General features: G+C 65.0%; 23 protein-coding genes. 8 read left to right on the plus strand and 15 right to left on the minus strand.

Going from position 1 to position 21,876, the window contains the following annotated elements; all coding sequences use genetic code 11:
- Window positions 1-61: 61 nt before the first annotated feature.
- The 8 genes from sctL to Q6A48_RS02635 all read right to left on the minus strand — a co-directional run bounded on the left by sctL (window position 62) and on the right by Q6A48_RS02635 (window position 5,697).
- The gene (gene sctL / locus Q6A48_RS02600) at window positions 62-637 is read right to left on the minus strand and encodes a type III secretion system stator protein SctL (protein ID WP_304551739.1); all 576 of its coding nucleotides are present in this window, start codon (window positions 635-637) and stop codon (window positions 62-64) included.
- The gene (locus Q6A48_RS02605) at window positions 615-1,208 is read right to left on the minus strand and encodes a type III secretion protein (protein WP_304551740.1); all 594 of its coding nucleotides are present in this window, start codon (window positions 1,206-1,208) and stop codon (window positions 615-617) included. The genes sctL and Q6A48_RS02605 overlap by 23 nt, the downstream gene beginning before the upstream one ends.
- Window positions 1,205-2,089 (minus strand): type III secretion system inner membrane ring lipoprotein SctJ, encoded by an 885-nt coding sequence (gene sctJ / locus Q6A48_RS02610; RefSeq protein ID WP_304551742.1) that lies wholly within the window; start codon window positions 2,087-2,089, stop codon window positions 1,205-1,207. The genes Q6A48_RS02605 and sctJ overlap by 4 nt, the downstream gene beginning before the upstream one ends.
- Window positions 2,090-2,103: 14 nt before the next feature.
- The gene (sctI, locus tag Q6A48_RS02615) at window positions 2,104-2,478 is read right to left on the minus strand and encodes a type III secretion system inner rod subunit SctI (RefSeq protein ID WP_304551743.1); all 375 of its coding nucleotides are present in this window, start codon (window positions 2,476-2,478) and stop codon (window positions 2,104-2,106) included.
- A gap of 45 nt (window positions 2,479-2,523) precedes the next feature.
- Entirely contained in the window at window positions 2,524-3,441 is a 918-nt protein-coding gene (locus tag Q6A48_RS02620) for a type III secretion protein (RefSeq protein WP_304551745.1), read from the minus strand.
- Between the two features lie 58 nt (window positions 3,442-3,499).
- The gene (locus tag Q6A48_RS02625; protein ID WP_501991671.1) at window positions 3,500-3,802 is read right to left on the minus strand and encodes a type III secretion system major pilin HrpA; all 303 of its coding nucleotides are present in this window, start codon (window positions 3,800-3,802) and stop codon (window positions 3,500-3,502) included.
- Window positions 3,803-4,726 (minus strand): sigma 54-interacting transcriptional regulator, encoded by a 924-nt coding sequence (locus Q6A48_RS02630; RefSeq protein WP_304551748.1) that lies wholly within the window; start codon window positions 4,724-4,726, stop codon window positions 3,803-3,805.
- Window positions 4,727-5,121: 395 nt separating this feature from the next.
- Window positions 5,122-5,697, minus strand: coding sequence for a DUF6436 domain-containing protein (locus Q6A48_RS02635; RefSeq protein ID WP_304551750.1), 576 nt, complete (start codon window positions 5,695-5,697; stop codon window positions 5,122-5,124).
- 108 nt (window positions 5,698-5,805) lie between these two features.
- On the opposite strand from Q6A48_RS02635, the gene bipL reads away from it, so the two are divergent.
- Window positions 5,806-6,753: a phospholipase BipL gene (gene bipL / locus Q6A48_RS02640; protein WP_304551751.1), complete on the plus strand. Its 948-nt coding sequence runs from the start codon at window positions 5,806-5,808 to the stop codon at window positions 6,751-6,753.
- Between the two features lie 106 nt (window positions 6,754-6,859).
- Here the strand turns inward: bipL and Q6A48_RS02645 are convergent, their stop codons facing one another.
- Window positions 6,860-7,603, minus strand: coding sequence for a hypothetical protein (locus Q6A48_RS02645; RefSeq protein ID WP_304551752.1), 744 nt, complete (start codon window positions 7,601-7,603; stop codon window positions 6,860-6,862).
- 140 nt (window positions 7,604-7,743) lie between these two features.
- Here Q6A48_RS02645 and Q6A48_RS02650 point away from each other — a divergent pair, with 140 nt between their 5' ends.
- On the plus strand, window positions 7,744-8,376 hold the full coding sequence (locus Q6A48_RS02650) for a 2OG-Fe(II) oxygenase (protein ID WP_304551754.1): 633 nt from the start codon (window positions 7,744-7,746) through the stop codon (window positions 8,374-8,376).
- Window positions 8,377-8,379: 3 nt separating this feature from the next.
- Window positions 8,380-8,871, plus strand: coding sequence for a 2-thiouracil desulfurase family protein (locus Q6A48_RS02655; protein ID WP_304551756.1), 492 nt, complete (start codon window positions 8,380-8,382; stop codon window positions 8,869-8,871).
- Between the two features lie 188 nt (window positions 8,872-9,059).
- On the opposite strand, the gene Q6A48_RS02660 is transcribed toward Q6A48_RS02655, so the two are convergent.
- Together Q6A48_RS02660 and Q6A48_RS02665 are read right to left on the minus strand one after the other, a co-directional pair.
- Window positions 9,060-10,436, minus strand: coding sequence for a GTPase/DUF3482 domain-containing protein (locus Q6A48_RS02660; protein WP_304551757.1), 1,377 nt, complete (start codon window positions 10,434-10,436; stop codon window positions 9,060-9,062).
- Complete coding sequence (locus Q6A48_RS02665; protein WP_304551759.1) at window positions 10,429-11,796, minus strand: DUF2868 domain-containing protein; 1,368 nt, start codon at window positions 11,794-11,796, stop codon at window positions 10,429-10,431. Before Q6A48_RS02665 ends, Q6A48_RS02660 begins: the two co-directional genes overlap by 8 nt.
- Window positions 11,797-11,882: 86 nt before the next feature.
- Between Q6A48_RS02665 and Q6A48_RS02670 the strand changes: the two genes are divergently transcribed.
- A complete protein-coding gene (locus Q6A48_RS02670; protein WP_304551760.1) occupies window positions 11,883-12,395 on the plus strand; it encodes a dihydrofolate reductase in 513 nt (170 codons plus the stop codon).
- A 56-nt stretch (window positions 12,396-12,451) separates the two neighbouring features.
- Here the strand turns inward: Q6A48_RS02670 and Q6A48_RS02675 are convergent, their stop codons facing one another.
- Window positions 12,452-13,843, minus strand: coding sequence for an L-cystine transporter (locus tag Q6A48_RS02675; protein ID WP_304551761.1), 1,392 nt, complete (start codon window positions 13,841-13,843; stop codon window positions 12,452-12,454).
- Window positions 13,844-14,085: 242 nt separating this feature from the next.
- Here Q6A48_RS02675 and Q6A48_RS02680 point away from each other — a divergent pair, with 242 nt between their 5' ends.
- Complete coding sequence (locus tag Q6A48_RS02680; protein WP_304551762.1) at window positions 14,086-15,141, plus strand: HAD family hydrolase; 1,056 nt, start codon at window positions 14,086-14,088, stop codon at window positions 15,139-15,141.
- Window positions 15,142-15,324: 183 nt separating this feature from the next.
- Here the strand turns inward: Q6A48_RS02680 and ilvD are convergent, their stop codons facing one another.
- The 3 genes from ilvD to Q6A48_RS02695 all read right to left on the minus strand — a co-directional run bounded on the left by ilvD (window position 15,325) and on the right by Q6A48_RS02695 (window position 19,562).
- Window positions 15,325-17,166 carry a dihydroxy-acid dehydratase gene (gene ilvD, locus Q6A48_RS02685; protein ID WP_304551763.1) on the minus strand — a complete coding sequence of 614 codons (1,842 nt, stop codon included), beginning with the start codon at window positions 17,164-17,166 and terminating at the stop codon, window positions 15,325-15,327.
- 404 nt (window positions 17,167-17,570) lie between these two features.
- Complete coding sequence (locus Q6A48_RS02690) at window positions 17,571-18,767, minus strand: class I SAM-dependent rRNA methyltransferase (RefSeq protein ID WP_304551764.1); 1,197 nt, start codon at window positions 18,765-18,767, stop codon at window positions 17,571-17,573.
- A 255-nt stretch (window positions 18,768-19,022) separates the two neighbouring features.
- Window positions 19,023-19,562, minus strand: coding sequence for a type 1 glutamine amidotransferase domain-containing protein (locus Q6A48_RS02695; RefSeq protein ID WP_304551765.1), 540 nt, complete (start codon window positions 19,560-19,562; stop codon window positions 19,023-19,025).
- A gap of 231 nt (window positions 19,563-19,793) precedes the next feature.
- On the opposite strand from Q6A48_RS02695, the gene Q6A48_RS02700 reads away from it, so the two are divergent.
- The 3 genes from Q6A48_RS02700 (at window position 19,794) to Q6A48_RS02710 (ending at window position 21,835) form a co-directional block, all read left to right on the plus strand.
- Window positions 19,794-20,609, plus strand: a complete 816-nt coding sequence (locus tag Q6A48_RS02700; protein ID WP_304551877.1) for an HDOD domain-containing protein — start codon at window positions 19,794-19,796, stop codon at window positions 20,607-20,609.
- A 28-nt stretch (window positions 20,610-20,637) separates the two neighbouring features.
- Window positions 20,638-21,450, plus strand: a complete 813-nt coding sequence (gene mutM / locus Q6A48_RS02705) for a bifunctional DNA-formamidopyrimidine glycosylase/DNA-(apurinic or apyrimidinic site) lyase (RefSeq protein WP_304551766.1) — start codon at window positions 20,638-20,640, stop codon at window positions 21,448-21,450.
- 64 nt (window positions 21,451-21,514) lie between these two features.
- Window positions 21,515-21,835: a multidrug transporter gene (locus tag Q6A48_RS02710; protein WP_304551767.1), complete on the plus strand. Its 321-nt coding sequence runs from the start codon at window positions 21,515-21,517 to the stop codon at window positions 21,833-21,835.
- Window positions 21,836-21,876 lie beyond the last annotated feature (41 nt).

The raw sequence follows: 21,876 nt of genomic DNA on the forward strand, positions 1-21,876 counted from the left end.
GTGGTGGTTACGCCCGTGACGGTTCCGCGAGGAAAAGAGAAAAGACGCCGGTGGGGCAGGGTTACGCTTCGGGCAGGCGCAAGGCCTCGACGGCGCTTGGCCAATCGAGCAGGAACGTGCCGCCGGGGGTTTGCAGCTTCACTTGGTGGCGGTCCATGCCGGCATCAGCCACCGGCGTCCAGGGCCGGGGGTCGGCGCCGTCGAGGCTGCGGGTCAGGCTCGCCAGGTCGTCGGGATGACAGCGCAGGGTGGCATCGGCCGGGTCACGTTGCCGATGCGCCAGCTGGCGTACCAGGGCGTCGATGCGCGCCGCTTCAGGCACCTCGTCCAGCAGGGTCTGCAAGGCCTCGTTGACCAGGCGTGCGGCGCTGGCTTCGATCTGTTCCCACATCGCCTGGCGTTGCGCTTCCCATGTGGCGAGCAGGGCGTCGGCCTTGGCCCAGAACTGCGCCTGGGCCTTGAGTACCTTCGCCTCGGCCACTTCGCTGGCCTGTTCGAGCAACTGCGCGGCCTGCTCCCGGGCGTGTTCGATGACGCGTTGCGCACGGGCGCAATCCACCAGGGTTTCGCGGGCGATGTAGGGCTGTAGCAGGCCCTGGCCTTCGGGGCGTAGTTCAAGGGTGCGCCGGGCGAGCATCGTGCATCTCCGTGTCGTTGGCGGTGGGGGCAGGGGGCGCCAGGCTTTGCCCGGCTTTCCAGCAAGCGGATTGCCAGAGCGTGTCGAGCCTGGCCGCGGGCGCGGTGGGCGCCGCGCCGCTTTCGACGGTGAGGATTCGTGCCCGGGGGAACGCCAGGCGCGCCCGTTGCCAGGTCGCCTCGCCGAGCCAGGCGCGCAGTAACGCCAGCGGATCCTGGCCCGGTTCGAGCCAATGCCCGGGGCGCAACGCCTTGGCGGTGCGTTCGCACCAGGCGCGGTCCTGGGCCGACAGGGCCGGGGCTGCCGTCAACGGTGTACACGTGGCCGCCACCAATTCACAAGCCAGGGCCAGCGCGGCCGGCGCGCACAGCAGCGCCTGCACCGCCGGGCTCGGCCTGGGAGGCTGGCAGGGCGTCATGCCGAAGCGCCTGGCCAATGCGGCGTGTTGGCCACGGGCCAGGGCGTCGAGGTGTGGCGCGGCCAGCCGGTCAAGGCCGGGCGGCTGCCATTCGGGGGCGGCCTGGCGCCAGGCGTGGTGCCACCAATGGACCCATTCCAGCGCGGCGTTCATGCGGCGGACCCTTTGTCAGCGGCCCCGGCCCCCGGCTTCTTGACCGCGAACAAGGTGGCCGCCGGGTGGCCCGGCGGTGCGCCGGGTGTGCTCGGCCGGGCGAGCTTGCCTTCGAGAAAGCGCGGCAGCGTCAGGGCCCCCTTGCGCCACAACCGGTAGAGGCCGTAGCAGGCGCCCAGCAGGATGCCGAGCAAGGTGATGCCGGCCACCACGGTGACGGTCCGCCAGTAGGCGACTTCCTCGGCCTGCATGACGAACGGCCCGAAGTGCGCCATCTTGCGCCGCTCCTGGTACGGCGTGGTGGGTACGAATACCACCGACAACTTGCTCGCATTGTGGGCCGCGTCGGCCATGCCGGGGATCCCGCTGGCGATCAGGTTGCGCACCCGTGGCGTGATGCTGTCGGGGTCCAGGGCCCCGGTGTGCTTGATGAACACCGACGCCGACGCCGGTTGCACCGGCTCCCCCGGCGCGACCCGTTCCGGCAGGACCACATGGACCCGGGCGAGCACCACGCCGTCGATCTGCGACAGGGTCGATTCGAGTTCCTGGGACAATGCGTAGATGTACCGGGCGCGCTCTTCCAGCGGCGTGGAAATGACCCCTTCCTTGCGAAAGATATCCCCCAGGCTGGAGCGGGAGCGCCGCGGCAGGCCGGCGGCTTCCAGGACGTGGACGGCGCTGTTCATGTCGGCGGTCTCGACCAGGACGGTCATGCCGTCCTTGTCGACCTGCTTGCTCGCCTCGATGTCCTTGTCCGCCAACTCCGCGATCACTTCGTTGGCATCCTGCTCGGAGAGGCGGCTGTGCAGCGCCGACCGCTCCTCGCAGGCCGTGAGCAGCAGGCACAGTAACAGCGTTGAGCAGGCGCGCATGAACATGGCCGGTGTTTCCTTTACTGGAGGTTGGTGAGCTTCTCGATCGCCTGGGAACCCTTGCTGACCAATTTTGCGGTCATCAGGCTTTCCAGGTGAAATGACGATAACGATCGGTTCGACTGCAGCATGTCCTGCGGGTCGGCGGTGCGGATGGCCTTGAGCATGTCGCGATTGGCGCGTTCGTCCAGTCGCTGCAGCTCGCCGGAGCGGCTCGACAATGAGTCGATGATCCGCGCCGCGACGTTGTTTTCACGGTCCGGCGCCGGGGTTTTTTCTTGCATCTGCGCATTGAACCAACTGACGTCGCTGGCTTCGGCGCTGGCCGGCGGCCTGGCGCTTGTCTTGGCCGGGGAAGAGGCCAGTTGGCTGGCATCGATGGCTTGTATTTCCATGGGCTTCTCCAATCTACGGGGATGAAACAAACAGGGCCGATGCCGTCAGGCGCACATCAGCCGCAGGACATTGCGGGCACTGCCGGTGACGCTCAGGTGAAATTCGATTTCCTCGCGGCTGCGCCTGGCGCGTCGATGCGCGACCGGGTATTGGCCGGCCAGGCGGCCCAAGGCCAGGTCCAGTTGTTCGAGGGCCAGTTGGAACAGCCGGGTCTCGCGGGCCTCCAGGGGCGTGCCAAGGGCGATGCGCTCGGTCCATGTCCCGGCTTCGCCGTCGTGGCTCGCGGGCGGTGGGTAGCGCAGCGGGTGTTGATCCATGAAGCTGGCGACCTCGAACAACAGGTCCTGGTCGTCCGGCTCATAGCGCGCCTGGCCTGCGCGGTCGTCGATGTCCAGCAGGGTCAGCAGCTTGCGCCGGCCCAGCATGGCGATGAGCTTGAGCAGCAGGCGCAGGCTGGCGTTGTGCCGGTCGAGCGGCCCTCCGGTTTCCCAGGCACTGAACAGCGCACCGCAGAAGGGGTTGTTCGCGCTGCCGAAATCACTCTGGCTGCCGACGTCGTTGTCGCCGATGGGCGGCCGGCGATGGGCGAACATCTGCGCCAGGTCGCCAAACAGGTCTTCGTCCGAGTACGCATCGTCGATGTCGACCTCCAGGTTCTGGCCGGTCCCGCCGTTGATCTCTTCCAGGATGTCCGCCAGCACCAGGTTCAGGGGGGCCTCCGTTTCCACGGCCAAGCCCTGTTGCGGGGGCTGCCAGCCGAAGGGCGACCGCCCGGAGCCCGAGTCGTGTTCACCGCCCCATCGCACGAGCGATTCCTTCAATCGGCCGCCGGTCGCATGCTGCGCCAGGTGCTCGATCACCGCGTCCGCCACGCCCTGGGAAATCGGGCTGCGGCGCTGCGTGGGGTCATCGTGTGAAAGGACGGCGGGGGGACGAAGGCTGTTCAGCCGGTCGATGTGCATGGGCCTGATCTCATCGCGCTTGAAGAGACCCCGCCGCGGCGGGGCTTGAAGCGAGTCGTCAGAATCGTATGTTCTTGGACGCCTCCCCCATGGCCGTGATGGCCTTGGTGGCACTGTCCATGGACTCGGCCGAGATGGCGTTCATGGTGTCGGCGATCAGTTTCTTTTGGTCGAATTCGGATTTCATGGTCGTCATCGCAGCCGAGGTAGCGTCCATCTGCTGCATGGCCGCCATGGAGGCCGCAAGGGAAGCTCCACCAAAACTCATAGTCGTATCTCCGGATTGTGGAATGGCGAGACGCTTGTGAGGGTCTCGATGGTTAGGTGGCGGCGCAGGTGGAAACGGTTCCACCCCCGGCACTCAACTCATCGATATTTCCAGGCACTTCATCCGGTAGTAGAGCGTGCGACGGGCGATGCCGAGTTCGGCGATGACCTTGTCGATATGACGATGGTGGCGACGCATGCAGTCTTCGATGAGCACTTTCTCGAACTGCTGCAGTTGCTCTTTCAGGTTGAGGGTGGTGTTGCAGCGCTCCGATTGTTCGGCGCGAGGCAGCGCCGGCAGGCCCAGCACGTAGCGTTTGGCGGCGGACTGCAGCTCGCGGATGTTGCCGGGCCATGCATAGCCGATCAGCTGGCACAGCAGCTCCGGCGACGGGGCGATGTAGGGCCGGTCCAGGGCCTTGGCTTCCCGCCGCACCAGTGACTGGAACAGCGGCACGATGCGCTCTTTGCGGCTGCGCAGGGGCGGCAGCTTGAGGCTGACGATGTTCAGGCGGAAATACAGGTCGCGGCGAAACTCGCCCCGTTCGACCATCTCCGCCAAGGGACACTGGGCGGAGGCGATCACCCGCATGTTCACCGGGATGTTCTGGGTCGAGCCCAACCGTTGGACGGTCCTGGATTCCAGCACGCGCAGCAGCTTGGCTTGCAGTGCCAGGGGCATGCTGTCGACCTCGTCCAGGTACAGCGTTCCATTGTGCGCCGCCTCGACGAACCCCGCGCGACTCTGGCTGACGCCGGTAAACGCACCGGTGTTGGCCCCGAACAGCTGGCTCTCGGCGAGGCTCTCGGGAATGGCCGCGCAGTTGATGGCGACGAACTTGCCGGAGCGCCCGGACATGCGGTGGATCTTCTCCGCCAGGGTGTCCTTGCCGGTGCCGGTTTCGCCGCGCAACAGCACGTCGACCATGAGCGGCGCGACACTTTGGGCGAACGCCTCGAGGTTGAGAACATCCTCTTTATGGGTAGTGGAAAGTGCAGCGCAAAGCATCTTTTGCATCACTGACGATTCCATTCTTGTTTTGGTAGGAGGCCGACAAGTTAAAGATCAAAGGCACGTGGATATTTCCCGCACCGCGTCACGACCGACTTGAGACCAACGTTCTGTTTGCTACGGAGGTTTAGAGAACCGATTAAAAAAAAGTTCATGCTGGCACGGCAGATGTTAATCGTTTCAGCTCAACGGCAGGATTGCCCGAATACCCCTTGGCGACCCGTCTGGCATGGGGTTTGGCCGAAAAAATGAGTGTCCTGCGCGGCCCTTGGGAAATTGGATCCGACAAACGGTTCAGCGCCAGCGAGCGTTTGGAGCAAACGCTCTACTATCAAACAAATGTTCGATCGTTTAGTACTGCGCAAGAAGATTCAGGCAATACGCTTCGTAGTTCGGCTTAGTCACTTTGGAGTTGACCAGGGACAATAACAACCGACTGCCAATGTGTTAGTGGCATCAACTTTGCGCCCTGCACTAAGCGCTTCGAGGATCGGTTCGATAAAGCTGTTGCTCGAGTTGCAAGTGAGTCCTTCACTGTAGGGGCCGAAGTACGCCAGCTGACCGCTGCGGTCCCAGATCGCCACCGCGGGGCTTGCGGGAATCTGGCTGGAGCCGGGGAGGGTGTCCAGGGCTCTGAGGCGGCTCAGCGTCGTCGGCAGCTGGCCGTGACTGCCGGCTTTCTGCACCGCATAGAATTCCACGCCTCGGGCCGTGTATTGATCGATCAGCTCGGCCAGATGTTGCTGGTTGCCGACGTTGCAGGGGCAGGCCGGGTCCCAGAAATGCACCAGGCGGATCGCGCCAGGGCCGGCCAGCTCGGAGGGCAGGCGCAGCGGTTCGCCGGAGAACACCGCCGTATGCTGGCTGAAAGCCCGCAGGAAGCGTCCCTGGAACCAGTCGTAGGCCACCCACAGCAGGGCGGCGCATGCGAGGGCGAGCAGGCTGGCAAGCAAGGTCGTGCGGTGGGACGGGCGCATGGTATCGATCCTCCGGGGCCGCGTAGCTTGCCATGCCCGCCGCGACAGATGAATATCGCAGGCCTACAAAGTCTGTTTCGCGCGATGCGCTTCTGCCTGGACCTATTGATGCCTGCTCCTTTCGATCCCGATCTCCTGCGTGCCAGCCTGCAACCCCTGGCCCGGTGGCAACCCTTGTCGGAGCAAGCCCAGGCGTACCAGCGCTTCTATGGCCTGGACTTTCCCGGGCGCAAGGTGCGCTCGGGGCTGGGGTGCTTCGAGGTGCCGGGGTACACGCTGGTCAGCCAGGTCTGGTGGCCGGAAAAAGCCGTGGCGACGCTGTTTGTGTTCCACGGCTACTACGACCACATGGGGCTGTACCGGCACCTGATCGAGTGGGGCCTGGAACAAGGCTTCGCGGTGATCGCCTGCGACCTGCCGGGCCACGGGCTGTCCAGCGGCGAGCGCGCCAGCATCGATGATTTCGCCGAGTACCAGGCGACCTTGCAGGGCCTGTTGGGCGAGGCCGGCGCGCTGGCGCTGCCCCAGCCCTGGCACCTGTGCGGCCAGAGCACGGGCGGCGCCATCGTGGTCGATCATGTGCTCAACCAGGGCGCCCACAGCCCGGCCCAGGGCCAGGTCATCCTATTGTCGCCGTTGGTGCGCCCGCGGGCGTGGGGCTGGTCGCGGCTGAGTTATTACCTGCTCAAGCCGTTCGTGACCGGCATCGCCCGGCGCTTCAGCGAGAACTCCAGCGATCCGCAGTTCCTGCCGTTCCTGCAAGCCGACCCGCTGCAACCGCTGCGCCTGCCCACGGCGTGGGTCGGGGCGCTGGGCCAGTGGATCAAGCGTATCGAGGCCGCCCCGGGCAGCCCGCGCCAGCCATTGATCGTGCAGGGGCAGGCGGACATGACAGTGGATTGGAAGCACAACCTGGACGTGTTGCGCAGCAAGTTCGACCGGCCCCAGGTGCTGATGCTGCCCGAGGGCCGGCATCACCTGGCGAACGAGACCCTGGCGATGCGCCAGGAGATGTTCGGGTTTCTGGAAAAAAGGATGAGCCGGATGCGGCGCTGAAGTATCGATGGCTGTCGCGAGCGGGCTCGCTCCCACAGGGGGTCAATGAGTCCGGCCCAGTGGGAGCGAGCCTGCTCGCGATAGCGCCAGTACCGGCGCTGCAAAACTACTGCCCGAGATTCTGCCCCACCGCCAACCCCGCCCGAATCGCCGCCAGCGCGGCTTGATAGTACGCCTGGCCCTCGGCTGATTCGGCGAAGGTGGCGAATTCTTCCAGTTCGGTATCGCTCAGGTCACGGTAGACATACAGCAGGGTGTTGTTCAGGTCCGCGCCGATCTGCTCCATCAGCCGCTGGCGCTGGCCGTTCAGCATGCCCTGGGCCTGGCCGGCGCCCAGCAGGCCGGGGATCATCGAGCTCAGGCTGTCGGCCGCGACGCCGGCGATCGCCAGGCTGACCTCGGCGCCGGCCTCGCGGGCGGGCAGCGCCTGGGCCAGGTGGCCGATGATCAGCAGGCGGTTGTCACTGGCTTGCATCTTCGGCAGGCCCTTGGCGTTCTTTGCCAATTGGTCGCGACGGGTCGCCAGCAACTCGGCCGCCACGACCTTGCGCCCCAGGGGCGTCTGGAAAAAATTCAGCGCTGGGTCCGGGTCGCGGAGGTTCTTGCGCATCTGCGCCTCGGCCCGCTGGTCCATGGCCTGGGGGGCGAAGCGCTGGTTGCTGTTGTTCACCAGGGCCTGGAACACCGCTGGCGGCAGGCTGTTCTGGTAGCGCTGCTGGGCCGCGCCCAGGGCGTCAGTGAAATGCGCCCGTTGTTCCGGCCAGCCGGCGACCTTGTACAACTGGTCATAGCTGTCTGCCCAGGCGGGCAATACGCAGAACATCAACAGTGAGAAAAGCAAACGGCGCATAGGGACTCCTGTCAGCAGCCGACTATTCTCCGTGGGGCATGGGGACTTGTCGAGAATTCGTATCGAGTTCGTACGCCAGTGCTACTTGACGCCGTAAAGTCGCTGCGCGGCGCTGTCGGTTTTGCGGGCACAGGCATACTATGCGCGCCATGCCCATACCTTCTGATCACCCACTGCTGTTACGCATCGTCGACGACCTGGCCGAACGCGGCTGGTCGCAGCAGAACCTGTTCCTGCCGGACGCGCTGACCCGTGCCCTGGCGGCCGAGTGTCGCCAGCGGGCCGCCGAAGGCGAATTGGCCCCGGCAGCGGTCGGGCGGGGACCGTTCTCGGAAATCCGCGAAGGCATCCGGGGCGATCGTATCCAGTGGATCGAGCCCGGCCAGGCACAGGCCTGCGACCACTACCTGGGCTTGATGGACAGCCTGCGCGAGGCGATGAATCGCGGGCTGTTCCTGGGCCTGGAGGATTTCGAGAGCCATTTCGCGCTGTACCCGCCCGGGGCGTTCTACCTCAAGCACGTCGACCGCTTCCGCGACGACGACCGGCGCATGGTCTCGGCGGTGCTCTACCTCAATGACGCCTGGTCGGCGGAACAGGGTGGCCAGCTGCGCATGTACCTGGACGAAGGCGTGGCGCATGACGTGACGCCCGTCGGTGGATGCCTGGTGGTGTTCCTTTCCGGCGAGATCCCCCATGAAGTCCTGCCGGCCACGCGCGATCGCCTGTCCTTGACCGGTTGGTTCCGCCGGCGCGGCAACGAGTTGTTCTGAGCCATGGAAAAGATCCTGGTCAGCCGCTGCCTGCTCGGCCACCGCGTGCGCTATGACGGTGGCGCCAGCGGGCCGTTCGATCAACTCCAGCACTGGCTCGACCAGGGCCGGGTCGTGCCGCTGTGCCCGGAAGTCGCCGGTGGCCTGCCCACGCCCCGGGCCGCCGCGGAGATTCCCGGTGGACAAGGCGGGCAGGTGCTCGACGGCCAGGCGGTGGTGATCACCACGCAGGGCGAGGACGTGAGCGCGCAGTTCCTGTCGGGCGCCCACCAGGCATTGGCGCTGGTCCGCGAACACGGCATCCGGGTCGCTGTGCTCAAGGCCAACAGCCCCTCCTGTGGAAACCTGTTGACCTACGACGGGACGTTCAGTGGGGTGAAAGTCCGTGGCGAAGGCGTGACGGCGGCCTTGCTCAAGCGCCATGGCGTGAAGGTGTTCAGTGAGCTGGAGTTGGCTGAAGCGGCGGCGGCCCTCAAAGCCTTGATCGACGAGTAACTACGGGGCAACGCTGCTCTCTTGTGGCGAGGGGATTTATCCCCGCTGGGGTGCGCAGCAGCCCCAAAACCCGTCACCTCGGTGTGTCAGGTTAATCGTGGTCAACCATTCGGGGGCTGCTTCGCACCCCAGCGGGGATAAATCCCCTCGCCACAGGGGGCATCATGTTCCCTAGCAAGTTGTGTCATCTAGAGCTGCTCGGCCAACCGCTCGATCTGTTCCTGCCGTTCGGCCTGGCTCAATCGCGCCTGGGGGTTGAGAGACGACCATTGGGGATGGGCGCGAGCCTTGGCCAGCGCGTCGGGCAGCTTGCCTTCGCGCCAGGTCTTGTCCCCTTGGGGCGTGGCGATGCGGATGCTGTCCAGGGCCGCGTGCCCGCGCTGGTTGAGGGCTTGCAGCAGTTGTCGTTGGCGCAGGGCCAGCAAGCGCAGCACGCTGTCGTCCACCGTCAGTTCACGCTGGCCCTTGAGTTTGCCCATCAGCCGATTGCCATAGCTGCGGGCGGTTTGCAGCGCACCGCCGGCGATGGCTCCGGCGAGGGCGGCGGCACCGAGGGTCAGGCCGCCCACCAGCAAGTCCACCCCGGCACCGGCCGCCGCGCCAGCGGCAATGCCACCGCCCACCCGCACGCCCAATTGCTTGAGGGTCTCGGGATTGAACAGGTCATCGCCCCAGCGTCCGTCGAGCAGTGGCAGGTCACTGGCGGCGGCGTCCTGGGGGCGAAAGGCAAAGAGCTTGAGCAGCGCCTCGACGCAACGCTGTTCGCGCTGGCGTACGGCATTGCGCAACTCGTCGATGGCCTGGCGCTCCCGCTCGGGGTCGCTGGCCACGCTGCGACGGCAAGCGGCGCAATCGACCAACAGCTCGGCGATCAAGCGCGCGGCGCTCTGCTGGCGGGCCAGGCGTTGCGCCTGTTGGTCGGCAACCAACCGCTCCAATGGCCCGCGGGCGCTTTCCAGCAACAGCGCGAGGCTTTCATACAAGCGTCGTTCGCCATCCTCGGGCGGCGCGACGCTGTCGAAGCGCACCAGGGCATGCAGCCCCAGGCGCGCCAAGGCTTCGCGCCAGTCGGGCTCGCGGTGCTGGGCGCTGCTGACGAAATTGAGCACCGGCAGCAACGGTTTGCCGCAACTGGCGAGGACTTCCAGTTCATCCCGGTACTTGGCCAGCACCGGCTCACGGGCATCGATGACATAGAGGCCGGCATCGCTGGCGAGCAGTTGCCGCAGCACCTTGGCTTCCTGTTCGAAGCGTTGCCGTGCCTCGCTGCCTTCGAGGAAACGGGCCAGGCGTGCCGGGCCGTCCAGGCGTTCGCCGGGGCGCTCCAGGCGCTCGAGGTAGTCGAGCAGGGCGATGGCGTCTTCCAGGCCGGGGGTGTCGTAGAGCTCCAGCAGGGCTTCACCGTCCACCGACAGGCGTGCGCCTTCGACGTGGCGGGTGGTGCTCGGGCGATGGGACACTTCGCCGAAGCCGACGTCCCGGGTCAGGGTCCGCAGCAGCGAGGTCTTGCCGACGTTGGTGTGGCCGACCACGGCCAGCTTCAACGGCTTGATGGGATCAGTCATGGCCGCTCTCCAGCCAGCTCATGGGCGCGCAGTCGGCGAAGGGCAATTGCAGCTGTTGCAGCGCGCTGTGCCAGTCGCCCAGGCGCTCGGCGTCCAGCGCTTCGCCGGGCGGCGCCTGCAACAGCCAGACGCGTGTAGCGCTGGCGCTGCGGGCCAGTTCGGCGATCAACGCCAGGCTGCCGCGGTCCGGCGAGCGGCGCGGATCACAGGCAATCGCCAGTCGCGCCGGTGGAAAGCGCGACAGCTGTTCGAGGAGTTTGTGGCGGGATTCACGGCTGTCGAGGATGCCGGCGTTTTTCACCGAGTCAGGCAACTTCGGCGGCCAGGGCCGCTCGTCCAGCTCGATCGCCACCAGCAGCGCACCGTCGCTTTCCATTGTGCTGACAGGGCTTTCAACCCGGTGCAACTGCGCGGGCGCGGCGTCGTTGATCCCCAATCGCTCGCTGCTGGGCATCAGGCGTTCGCGCAATTGGGCATAGCCCGGCAGGTTCAAGTCCAGGTCCAGGCCCGCACGTCCGCGTCGCCAGCGCCACAGGCACAGCAGCGCCAGGCCCAGGCGCGGCAGCACGCCGTAGACCAGCACCACGCCCACCAGCCAGGTGGCCCAGGCCTGGCGGGCGCTGTCGAAGTCCAGGGCGCCGTTGCCACTGGCGCGGATCATCTCCACGGTCGGCACGTTGAAACCCAGCAGGGCAGGCAGTGCGCCAAGGCCACGGGTCAGGGCGATAAAGGTCTCGCTGCCCAGCAGGGTGGTTTCCCAGACAAAGCCATAGCGCCGGGTCGCCAGCAGCATCAACACGATGACCAGCGCGCTGGCCATCGCCACCAGCCAGGCGCCATTGACCAGCGCACCGAGGACCCAGCGGTTGAGCCGCTTGCGCTGCAACAACAGCAACAGGGCCGGCGCCAATTGGACCGCCCGGGCATCGCGGGCGAGCTTCTCGCTGAGCCACAACCACACGCGGCCCAGCACGGCATCCTGGCCGCCAGCGAAGGCCAGGCCGAGGGCCCAGCCGATCAGCAGGACAAGGTTGAGCCCCAGGAGACTGCCCACGGCCCAGAACACATTGACCGGCGTCTGTCCGTCGCCAAGCGCGGCCAAGCCCAGGCCGGCGCCGCTGACCACGGCCAGCACCGCCAGCACCACCAACGCCAGGCGCGCCCCTTGCAACCAGTGGCGCAGGGCCAGGACGAGGCCATCGCGCTCGGCCAGCCAGCGCGCACGGTAGCGGATACGGGTGGACAACTCACCGCCTGCCGCGCGGGCCAGGCGATTGGCTTCCTGGTCTTCGAGCGGGCCGGCGTGCTCTTCACGCAGGCGAATGGCCTCGGTCAACCAGAGTTCTTGCAGTTTCGTCACGGGCGCTTCCGTTGCTTGGATGAGGCTTGAGCATAACCGCTGTGGCGCCTGTCGGGGTATGGCGAGCCTCTGGTATCCTCGGCGGCATGAAAAAATCACTCCCCTTAAGCCTGATCGCGGCCCTCGGTGAAAACCGCGTGATCGGCGTCGACAACAGCATGCCCTGGCACTTGCCGGGGGATTTCAAATACTTCAAGGCCACCACCCTGGGCAAGCCGATCATCATGGGGCGCAAGACCTGGGATTCCCTTGGTCGCCCGCTGCCGGGGCGCCTGAACATCGTGGTCAGCCGCCAACCGGGCCTGTTGCTCGAGGGCGCGGAAGTCTTCTCCAGCCTCGACGCCGCGGTGGAGCGGGCCGAGGCCTGGGCCCAGGAACAGGGGGTCGATGAACTGATGTTGATCGGCGGTGCGCAGCTGTACGCCCAGGCGCTGGAACACGCCGATCGGTTGTACCTGACCCGCGTGGCGCTGAGCCCGGAGGGGGATGCGTGGTTTCCGCCTTTCGATGCGAGCCAGTGGACGCTGGTGTCGAACCAGCCAAACCCGGCCGAAGGGGACAAGCCGGCCTACAGCTTCGAGGTGTGGGAGAAGTTGTAAGCCATGTGGGAGCTATACCTGTGGGAGCAAGCTTTGCTCCCACAGGTATCAGGCGATCAAGCGTGCACCAACTCCCCATGTTCATCGGCGTCGAGCAGGGTCTTGTCGGTCTGCTGCATCACCTGGCTGGTGATCGCCCCGGCGGTGATCGAGCCGCTGACGTTCAGCGCCGTGCGACCCATGTCGATCAGCGGTTCGACGGAAATCAGCAGCGCCACCAGTGAAACCGGCAGGCCCATGGCCGGTAGCACGATCAACGCGGCGAATGTCGCCCCGCCACCGACCCCGGCGACGCCCGCCGAACTCAGGGTGACGATCGCCACCAGCGTCGCGATCCACACCGGGTCCAGCGGGTTGATGCCCACCGTTGGCGCCACCATGACCGCCAGCATGGCCGGGTAGAGGCCGGCGCAACCGTTCTGGCCGATGGTGGCGCCGAACGATGCGCCGAAGCTGGCGATGGCGCGCGGAATGCCGAGGCGGCTGGTCTGGGCTTCGATGCTCAGCGGGATGGTCGCCGCGCTGGAGCGGCTGGTGAAGGCGAAGGTCAGCACCGGCCAGATCTTGCGGAAGAACCGCAGCGGGTTGATGCCCGCCGCGCTGACCAGCAGGCCATGGACGACAAACATCAGGCCCAGGCCCAGGTACGACACCACCACGAAACTGCCGAGCTTGATGATGTCCTGCAAGTTGGAGCCGGCCACCACCTTGGTCATCAGTGCCAGCACGCCGTAGGGCGTCAGCTTCATCACCAATCGCACCAGGCGCGTGACCCAGCTTTGCAGCGTGTCGATGGCGTCGACCACTTTCTGGCCTTTTTCCGCGTCATCCTTGAGCAACTGCAGGGCGGCCACGCCGAGGAACGCGGCGAAGATCACCACGCTGATGATCGAGGTCGGCTTGGCCCGGGCCAGGTCGGCAACGGGGTTTTGCGGAATGAACGAAAGCAGCAGTTGCGGGATGTTCAGGTCGGCGACCTTGCCGGCGTAATCGCTCTGGATCACTTGCAGGCGCGCCAGTTCCTGGGTGCCGGCGACCAGCCCTTCGGCGGTGAGGCCGAACAGGTTGGTCAGGCCAATGCCGATCAGCGCGGCAATGGCCGTGGTGAACAGCAAGGTGCCGATGGTCAGGAAGCTGATCTTGCCCAGGGACGAGGCGTTATGCAGGCGCGCCACGGCGCTGAGAATCGAGGCGAAGACCAGTGGGATGACGATCATCTGCAACAGTTGCACGTAGCCGTTGCCGACCAGGTCGAACCAGCCGATCGAGGCTTTGAGCACCGGGTTGCCGGCGCCGTAGATCGTGTGCAGGGCGATCCCGAAGCCCACGCCCAGCACCAGGGCCAGCAACACTTTTTTCGCCAGGCTCCAGGTTCGGTGACGGGTTTGCGCCAGGCCGAACAGCAAGGCGAGGAATACCAGCAGATTGAGGATCAGCGGCAGATTCATCGAGAGAGCTCCGTTAAGACTTTGCCAGCCGCGTGATGCTGCGACTGCGAGCCGGGAAGCCTAACAGCCTGATAACTAATGAATTAATATTAAAAAGGCATGTTGAATGTCGTTTATGGAATAAGGACGTGGCGTTTGCAGGTACGTCGCTGGCGTTTTCAAGACGCAAGCGGTCGCGGTCAGGCGAGGACTGTCACACGCATTTGTTAGCGTCGGGTTCTTTGACCCTGGGAGAAATGCCGATGAAGCTCGCACCTCGTTTTCTCGCTGTCGCCCTGAGCCTGGGCCTGGTCGGCCAGGCGCTCGCCACCGAACTCAAGCACTGGCCGGCCGAACAGGCCAAGGCCCTGGACGCGATGATCGCGGCCAACGCCAACAAGGGTAACTACGCGGTGTTCGACATGGACAACACCAGTTACCGCTACGACCTCGAGGAATCGTTGTTGCCGTTCATGGAGAACAAGGGCCTCATCACCCGGGAAACCCTGGACCCGTCCCTCAAGCTGATGCCGTTCAAGGACACAGCCGATCACAAGGAAAGCCTGTTCAGTTACTACTATCGCCTGTGCGAAGTGGACGACATGGTTTGCTACCCATGGGTGGCCCAGGTGTTCTCCGGCTTCACCCTGAAAGAGCTCAAGGGCTACGTCGACGAGCTGATGGCCTCCGGCAAGCCGGTGCCAACCACGTATTACGATGGCGACAAGGTGGTCGACTACAACGTCAACCCGCCCAAGGTCTTCGCCGGCCAGGCCGAGCTGTACAACAAGCTGATGGAAAATGGCATCGAGGTCTATGTCATGACCGCGGCGTCGGAAGAGCTGGTGCGCATGGTCGCCGCAGATCCGAAGTACGGCTACAACCTCAAGCCGCAGAACGTGATCGGCGTGACCACGCTGCTCAAGGATCGCAAGACGGGCGAGCTGACCACGGCCCGCAAGCAGATCACTGCCGGCAAGTATGACGAGAAGGCCAACCTGGACCTGGAATACACGCCCTACCTGTGGACGCCGGCGACCTGGATGGCCGGCAAGCACGCGGCAATCCTGACCTACATCGACGAGTGGAAGAAACCGGTCCTGGTGGGCGGCGATACGCCGAGCAGCGATGGCTACATGTTGTTCCACGATGTGGACGTGGCCAAGGGCGGCATCCACCTGTGGGTCAACCGCAAGGATAAATACATGACCCAGCTCAACGGCATGATGGCCAAGCACGCTGCCGCCCAGGCCAAGGAAGGGCTGCCGGTGACGGCGGACAAGAACTGGGTGATCGTCAAGCCGGAGGAGATCCAGTAAGCCTATGCCTGCATTGCAGATCCCCTGTGGGAGCGAGCTTGCTCGCGATAGCGGTCATTCAGTCGCATGAATGTTGGCTGACCTGACGCCTTCGCGAGCAGGCTCGCTCCCACAGGATGAAATTCCATTGCCAATAAAAATGCCCCGCACTTGGCGGGGCATTTTTATTCCGGCATCGGACGCTTACAGACCGTCCAGCAACGCCTTGTTGCGCACCGCACCCTTGTCGGCGCTGGTGGCGAGCAGGGCATAGGCCTTGAGTGCCGTGGTGACCTTGCGCGGACGCGCTTCCACCGGCTTCCAGCCTTTCTTGTCCTGCACGACGCGACGTGCGGCCAGCTCTTCATCGCTGATCAACAGGTTGATCGAGCGGTTCGGAATGTCGATCAGCACCTTGTCGCCATCCTGCACCAGGCCGATGGCGCCACCCGCCGCCGCTTCAGGCGAGGCGTGGCCGATGGACAGGCCCGAAGTGCCGCCGGAGAAACGGCCGTCGGTCAGCAGGGCGCACGCCTTGCCCAGGCCCTTGGACTTCAGGTAGGACGTGGGGTAGAGCATTTCCTGCATGCCCGGGCCGCCTTTCGGGCCCTCGTAGCGAATGATCACGATGTCGCCTTCCTTCACCTCGTCGGCGAGGATCCCACGCACCGCGCTGTCCTGGCTTTCGAAGATCTTGGCGTTGCCTTCGAACACATGGATCGACTCGTCGACGCCCGCGGTCTTCACCACGCAGCCGTCCAGGGCGATGTTGCCGTACAGCACGGCCAGGCCGCCTTCCTTGGAGTAGGCGTGCTCGACGCTGCGGATGCAGCCGTTCTCACGGTCGTCGTCCAGGGTTTCCCAGCGGGTCGACTGGCTGAACGCGGTTTGCGTCGGAATGCCCGCCGGGCCAGCCTTGAAGAAATGATGCACGGCTTCGTCGTTGGTCTGGGTGATGTCCCACTTGGCGATGGCGTCGGCCATGGTCTTGCTGTGCACGGTCGGCAAGTCGGTGTGCAACAGCCCGCCACGGGCCAGGGAACCGAGGATGCTGATGATCCCGCCGGCGCGGTGCACGTCTTCCATGTGGTACTTCTGGATGTTCGGCGCGACCTTGCACAGCTGCGGCACGTTGCGGGACAGGCGGTCGATGTCGCGCAGGTCGAAATCGATCTCGGCTTCCTGGGCGGCGGCCAGCAGGTGCAGGATGGTGTTGGTGGAACCGCCCATGGCGATGTCCAGGGTCATGGCGTTCTCGAACGCCTTGAAGTTGGCGATGTTGCGCGGCAACACCGACTCGTCGTTCTCGCCGTAGTAGCGCTTGCACAGCTCGACGATGGTCCGGCCGGCCTGCAGGAACAGCTGTTCGCGGTCGCTGTGGGTGGCCAGGGTCGAACCGTTGCCCGGCAGGGCCAGGCCCAGCGCCTCGGTGAGGCAGTTCATCGAGTTGGCGGTGAACATGCCGGAGCACGAACCGCAGGTCGGACAGGCGCTACGCTCGTACTCGGCGACCTTCTCGTCGGAAGCGCTGGAGTCGGCGGCGATCACCATGGCATCCACCAGGTCGAGGCCGTGGCTGGCCAGCTTGGTCTTGCCGGCTTCCATCGGGCCACCGGAGACGAAGATCACCGGGATATTCAGGCGCAGGGCGGCCATCAGCATGCCAGGGGTGATCTTGTCGCAGTTGGAAATGCACACGATGGCGTCGGCGCAATGGGCGTTGACCATGTACTCGACGGAGTCGGCGATGATCTCGCGGCTCGGCAGCGAATAGAGCATGCCGTCGTGGCCCATGGCGATGCCGTCATCCACGGCGATGGTGTTGAATTCCTTCGCCACGCCGCCAGCGCGTTCGATTTCCCGGGCAACCAGTTGACCCAGGTCCTTGAGGTGCACGTGCCCCGGTACGAACTGGGTGAAGGAGTTGGCGACGGCGATGATCGGCTTCTTGAAGTCGTCATCCTTCATCCCCGTGGCGCGCCACAAGGCACGGGCGCCGGCCATGTTGCGGCCATGGGTGGATGTTTTCGAGCGGTAATCGGGCATGGAACACTCCGGGCGGCTAATCAGGTACTAATCAGGTATCAAGGGGAAGTGAGCGTCTGTTGACCTCTGGAACACCCGGGAATGGCGCAGTGTCCGGAAGTGGCCGATGACTGCGCAGGATCGCTGCGCGCCAGGGCATGGGCTCATAAACCCGCCGGGGATGAATGGCGATGAATGTCGCGATTCTACACCGCTGGCGTCAGGATGAAATGACGCAAAGCGCTGATCGGGCGCGAATGTCGCGCTTGGGGCGATGACCGGGCGGCTTCAACCGACGAGAAGCGTCCTGTGACGATGCCGCACCAGCCCATTGAGCGCCAATCCCAGGAGACTGAGCGCGATCAGGCATAGCGACAGGGTGGTAGGCGGGGCCCAGAGCTTGGCGCCGGCCCCGCCAACGGCACTCAGCTGTTAGGCAACAACCGGCAAGTGATGCTTTTGATATAGCGGGTTTCGGCGATGGCCGGGTGTACCGGGTGGTCGGGGCCCTGGCCGCCGCGTTCGAGCAGTTGGATGTTGCGGTCCAGGTGGCGGGCGCTGGTCAGCAGGATGTTTTGCAGGTCGTCCTCGGGCAGGTGCATCGAGCACGAGGCGCTGACCAGGATGCCGTCCTTGCTGAGCAGGCGCATGGCTTGTTCGTTGAGGCGGCGGTAGGCGCCTTCGCCGTTCTTGAGGTCTTTCTTGCGCTTGATGAAGGCCGGTGGGTCGGCGACGATCACGTCGAAGCGCTCTTCGCTGGCCTTGAGCTCCTTCAGGGCTTCGAAGACGTCGCCTTCGATGCAGGTCAGTTTCTCGGCGAAGCCGTTCAACGCGGCGTTGCGCTCGACGCCGTCGAGGGCGAAGGCCGAGGCGTCGACGCAGAACACTTCGCTGGCCCCGAACGCCGCCGCTTGCACGCCCCAGCCACCGATGTAGCTGAACAGGTCCAGCACGCGCTTGCCCTTGGCGTAAGGGGCCAGGCGTGCGCGGTTCATGCGGTGGTCGTAGAACCAGCCGGTCTTCTGGCCTTCCATGACCGGCGCTTCGAACTTCACGCCGTTCTCTTCCAGGGCGACCCACTCCGGCACGAGGCCGAACACGGTCTCGACGTAGCGGTTCAGGCCTTCGGCGTCGCGGGCGGCGGAGTCGTTCTTGAACAGGATGCCGCTGGGCTTGAGCACCTGGGTCAGGGCCGCGATCACGTTGTCCTTGTGGGCTTCCATGGTGGCGGAGGCGATCTGCACCACCAGAATGTCGCCGAAACGGTCGACCACCAGGCCCGGCAACAGGTCGGAGTCACCGTAGACCAGGCGATAGAACGGCTTGTCGAACAACCGCTCGCGCAGCGACAGCGCCACGTTGAGGCGATGCACCAGCAGGGATTTGTCCAGCGGCAGCTTCACGTCACGGGACAGCAGGCGCGCGCAGATCAGGTTGTTGGGGCTCATCGCGACGATGCCCAGCGGCTTGCCGCCGGCCGCTTCGAGGACCGCCTGGTCGCCGGCCTGGAAACCGTGCAGTGGCGTGGCGGCCACATCGATTTCGTTACTGTAGACCCACAAGTGACCGGCGCGCAGGCGACGGTCGGCGTTGGCTTTGAGGCGCAGGCTAGGCAGGGACATGACGTCGCTCCGGAAAAAAGAGCGGGAGTATAGCGTGTTGCAGTGTTGGCGGGTTTGAAGCGCGATGAAACGCAGGGGATAAGCTGGACGAGGAATCCGTGGCGAGGGGATTTATCCCCGCTGGGGTGCGAAGCAGCCCTGAAACCTGAGCCCGCGGTGCATCAGCCTGGCCGAGGTAGCTGTTTTTGGGACCGCTTCGCGCTCCAGCGGGGATAAATCCCCTCGCCACGGGTTTGTGTCCGGCTTACCGATCGGTCAGGCGGACAGCGCGCCGATCAGCTCGCGATTGAACGCCGGGATGTCATCCGGCTGGCGACTGCTGATCAGCGTCCCGTCCTTGACCACTTCCTTGTCGACCCAGTTCGCCCCGGCGTTGACCAGGTCGTCCTTGAGGGTCTTGTAGCTGGTCATGGTCTTGCCCTTGACCAGCCCGGACGACACCAGCAGCCAGCCACCGTGGCAGATCACCGCGATGGGCTTGCTGGCGGCCTCGAAGCCCTTCACCAGTGCCTGCGCGTCGGGGTCGATGCGGATGGTGTCGGAGTTCTGCACGCCGCCGGGCAGCACCACGGCGTCGTACTGTTCGACGTTGGCGGCCTTGAAGGTCAGGTCGATCTTGAAGTCGTCGGCGGGTTTGTCATGGTTCCAGCCTTTGACCTGGCCTTCATCGGCGGAAATGATGTCCACCTTGGCGCCGGCCTGTTCCAGCGCCTGTTTCGGGCCGGTCAGTTCGGCCTGTTCGAAACCGTCGGTCACCAGGATGGCGACACGCTTGTTGTTCAGCGAACCGGGCATGGAAAATCTCCTCAAGCTGAGTGGGTGGGCTGCCGACCTAAGCCTTGACGCAGGCTTGCTGTCGGCCCTACAGAGTCCGAAGCCGATGCCCGACGGAAAGTTCCGCGCATCTACCCGACGGTGTATCGGATCCATCTTTAGGGGTTAGAATCCCCGCTCGACCCAGAGTGTGTACTCATGTCCCAAGAGCTTTCCGCCGAACAGATCCAACAATCCTTGCAAGGCATCAGTGTGCCGCCCCAGCCGCAGATCATGGTGGATCTGCAAATGGAGCAGTACATGCCCGACCCGGACCTGGACACCATCGCCAAGCTGATCTCCCAGGACCCGGGCCTTTCGGGGGCCTTGCTCAAGATCGTCAACTCGCCGTACTACGGCTTGCGCAACAAGATCACCTCGATCCAGCGCGCGGTGAACCTGCTGGGCAGTCGGTCGATCATCAACCTGATCAATGCGCAGTCGATCAAGGGCGAGCTGCACGATGACGCCATCGTCACCCTGAACCGTTTCTGGGACACCGCCCAGGACGTGGCGATGACCTGCCTGACCCTGGCCAAGCGCGTCGGCCTGGAGAACGGCGACGAAGCCTACGCACTGGGGCTGTTCCACGATTGCGGCGTGCCGTTGATGCTCAAGCAGTTCCCCAACTACATGAGCGTGCTGGAACAGGCCTACGCCAATGCCAGCGCCGAATGCCGGGTGGTGGACACCGAGAACCGCGAGTTCAACACCAACCATGCGGTGGTCGGCTACTACACTTCCAAGTCCTGGCGCCTGCCGGATCACGTCAGCCAGGCCATCGCCAACCACCACAATGCCCTGGCGGTGTTCAGCGACGAGTCCTCGCGCAACAACACCGCGTTGAAGAACCTGCTGGCGATCCTGAAGATGTCCGAGAACATCTGTGCTTCCCACCGGGTGCTGGGCAACCAGCCCGAAGACCACGAGTGGGACAGCGTCGGGGCGCTGGTGCTCGACTACATCGGTTTGTCGGAATACGACTTCCAGACCCAGAAACAGGAAATCCGCGACCTTTCCAGCCGCTGAGTGCCGGTTCGCCTGACTCGAGAGCCCCATGCCAGAATTGCCTGAAGTCGAAACCACCCGTCGCGGCATTGCCCCGCACCTCGAAGGACAGCGGGTCAGCCGCGTACTGGTGCGCGATCACCGCCTGCGCTGGCCGATCCCCGAAGACCTCGATGTGCGGCTCTCCGGCCAGCGCATCATGCAGGTGGAGCGGCGGGCCAAGTACCTGTTGATCAATGCCGAGGTCGGCACGTTGATCAGTCACTTGGGCATGTCCGGCAACCTGCGGCTGGTGGAGATCGGCATGCCGGCGGGCAAGCACGAGCATGTGGACATCGAGCTGGAGTCCGGCCTGGCCTTGCGCTACACCGATCCACGCCGCTTCGGCGCGATGCTCTGGAGCCTCGACCCGCTCAATCATGAGTTGCTGGTTCGACTCGGGCCGGAGCCGTTGACCGACCTGTTTGACGGCGAGCGCCTGTTCCAGCTGTCCCGGGGCCGCTCCATGGCGGTCAAGCCGTTCATCATGGACAACGCCGTGGTGGTGGGCGTGGGCAATATCTATGCGACCGAGGCCCTGTTTGCCGCCGGCATCGACCCGCGCCGGCCGGCCGGGGGGATTTCCCGGGCGCGTTACCTGAAGCTGGCCATCGAGATCAAGCGCATCCTCGCCCATGCCATCGAGCGCGGCGGCACCACCCTGCGGGATTTCATCGGCGGCGACGGCCAGCCGGGGTATTTCCAGCAGGAGCTGTTCGTCTACGGGCGCGGGGGCGAATTGTGCAAGGTCTGTGGCACGGGGCTGCGGGAAATCCGCCTCGGCCAGCGTGCCAGTGTCTGGTGTCCACGCTGCCAGCGCTGACCTGGGCTGATCCGTCCTACGGTCTATAGTCAGTTGTCATACTGCTTAGCCGAAGGACCACCCCATGAATCTGCTTCGTCTTGTCGTTCCAACGCTGCTGTTGAGTCTCGCTGCGCCCGTCCTGGCGAACGGCGGCAGCGGTGACCCGCGCTACACCATCCAGAACCCACCCGCCTACGCCATGCTTGGCGACCTGTTGATTGCCCGGCCATTGCTGCTCGCCGCCACCGTGATCGGCACGGGGGCGTTCGTGGTGTCGTTGCCCTTCACCGCACTGGGCGGCGGGGTGGGCGATGCAGGGAAAGCGCTGGTGGTGGACCCGGCGAAAGCCACGTTCGTGCGTTGCCTGGGGTGTATCGGCGAGGGGTTCGAGCAGGGGGAGTGAGGCGGGTCCCTTTCGCGAGCAGGCTCGCTCCCACAGAGCGT

The sequence above is a fragment of the Pseudomonas citrullilanati genome (assembly GCF_030580855.1).
GTDB classification, from domain to species: domain Bacteria; phylum Pseudomonadota; class Gammaproteobacteria; order Pseudomonadales; family Pseudomonadaceae; genus Aquipseudomonas; species Aquipseudomonas citrulli.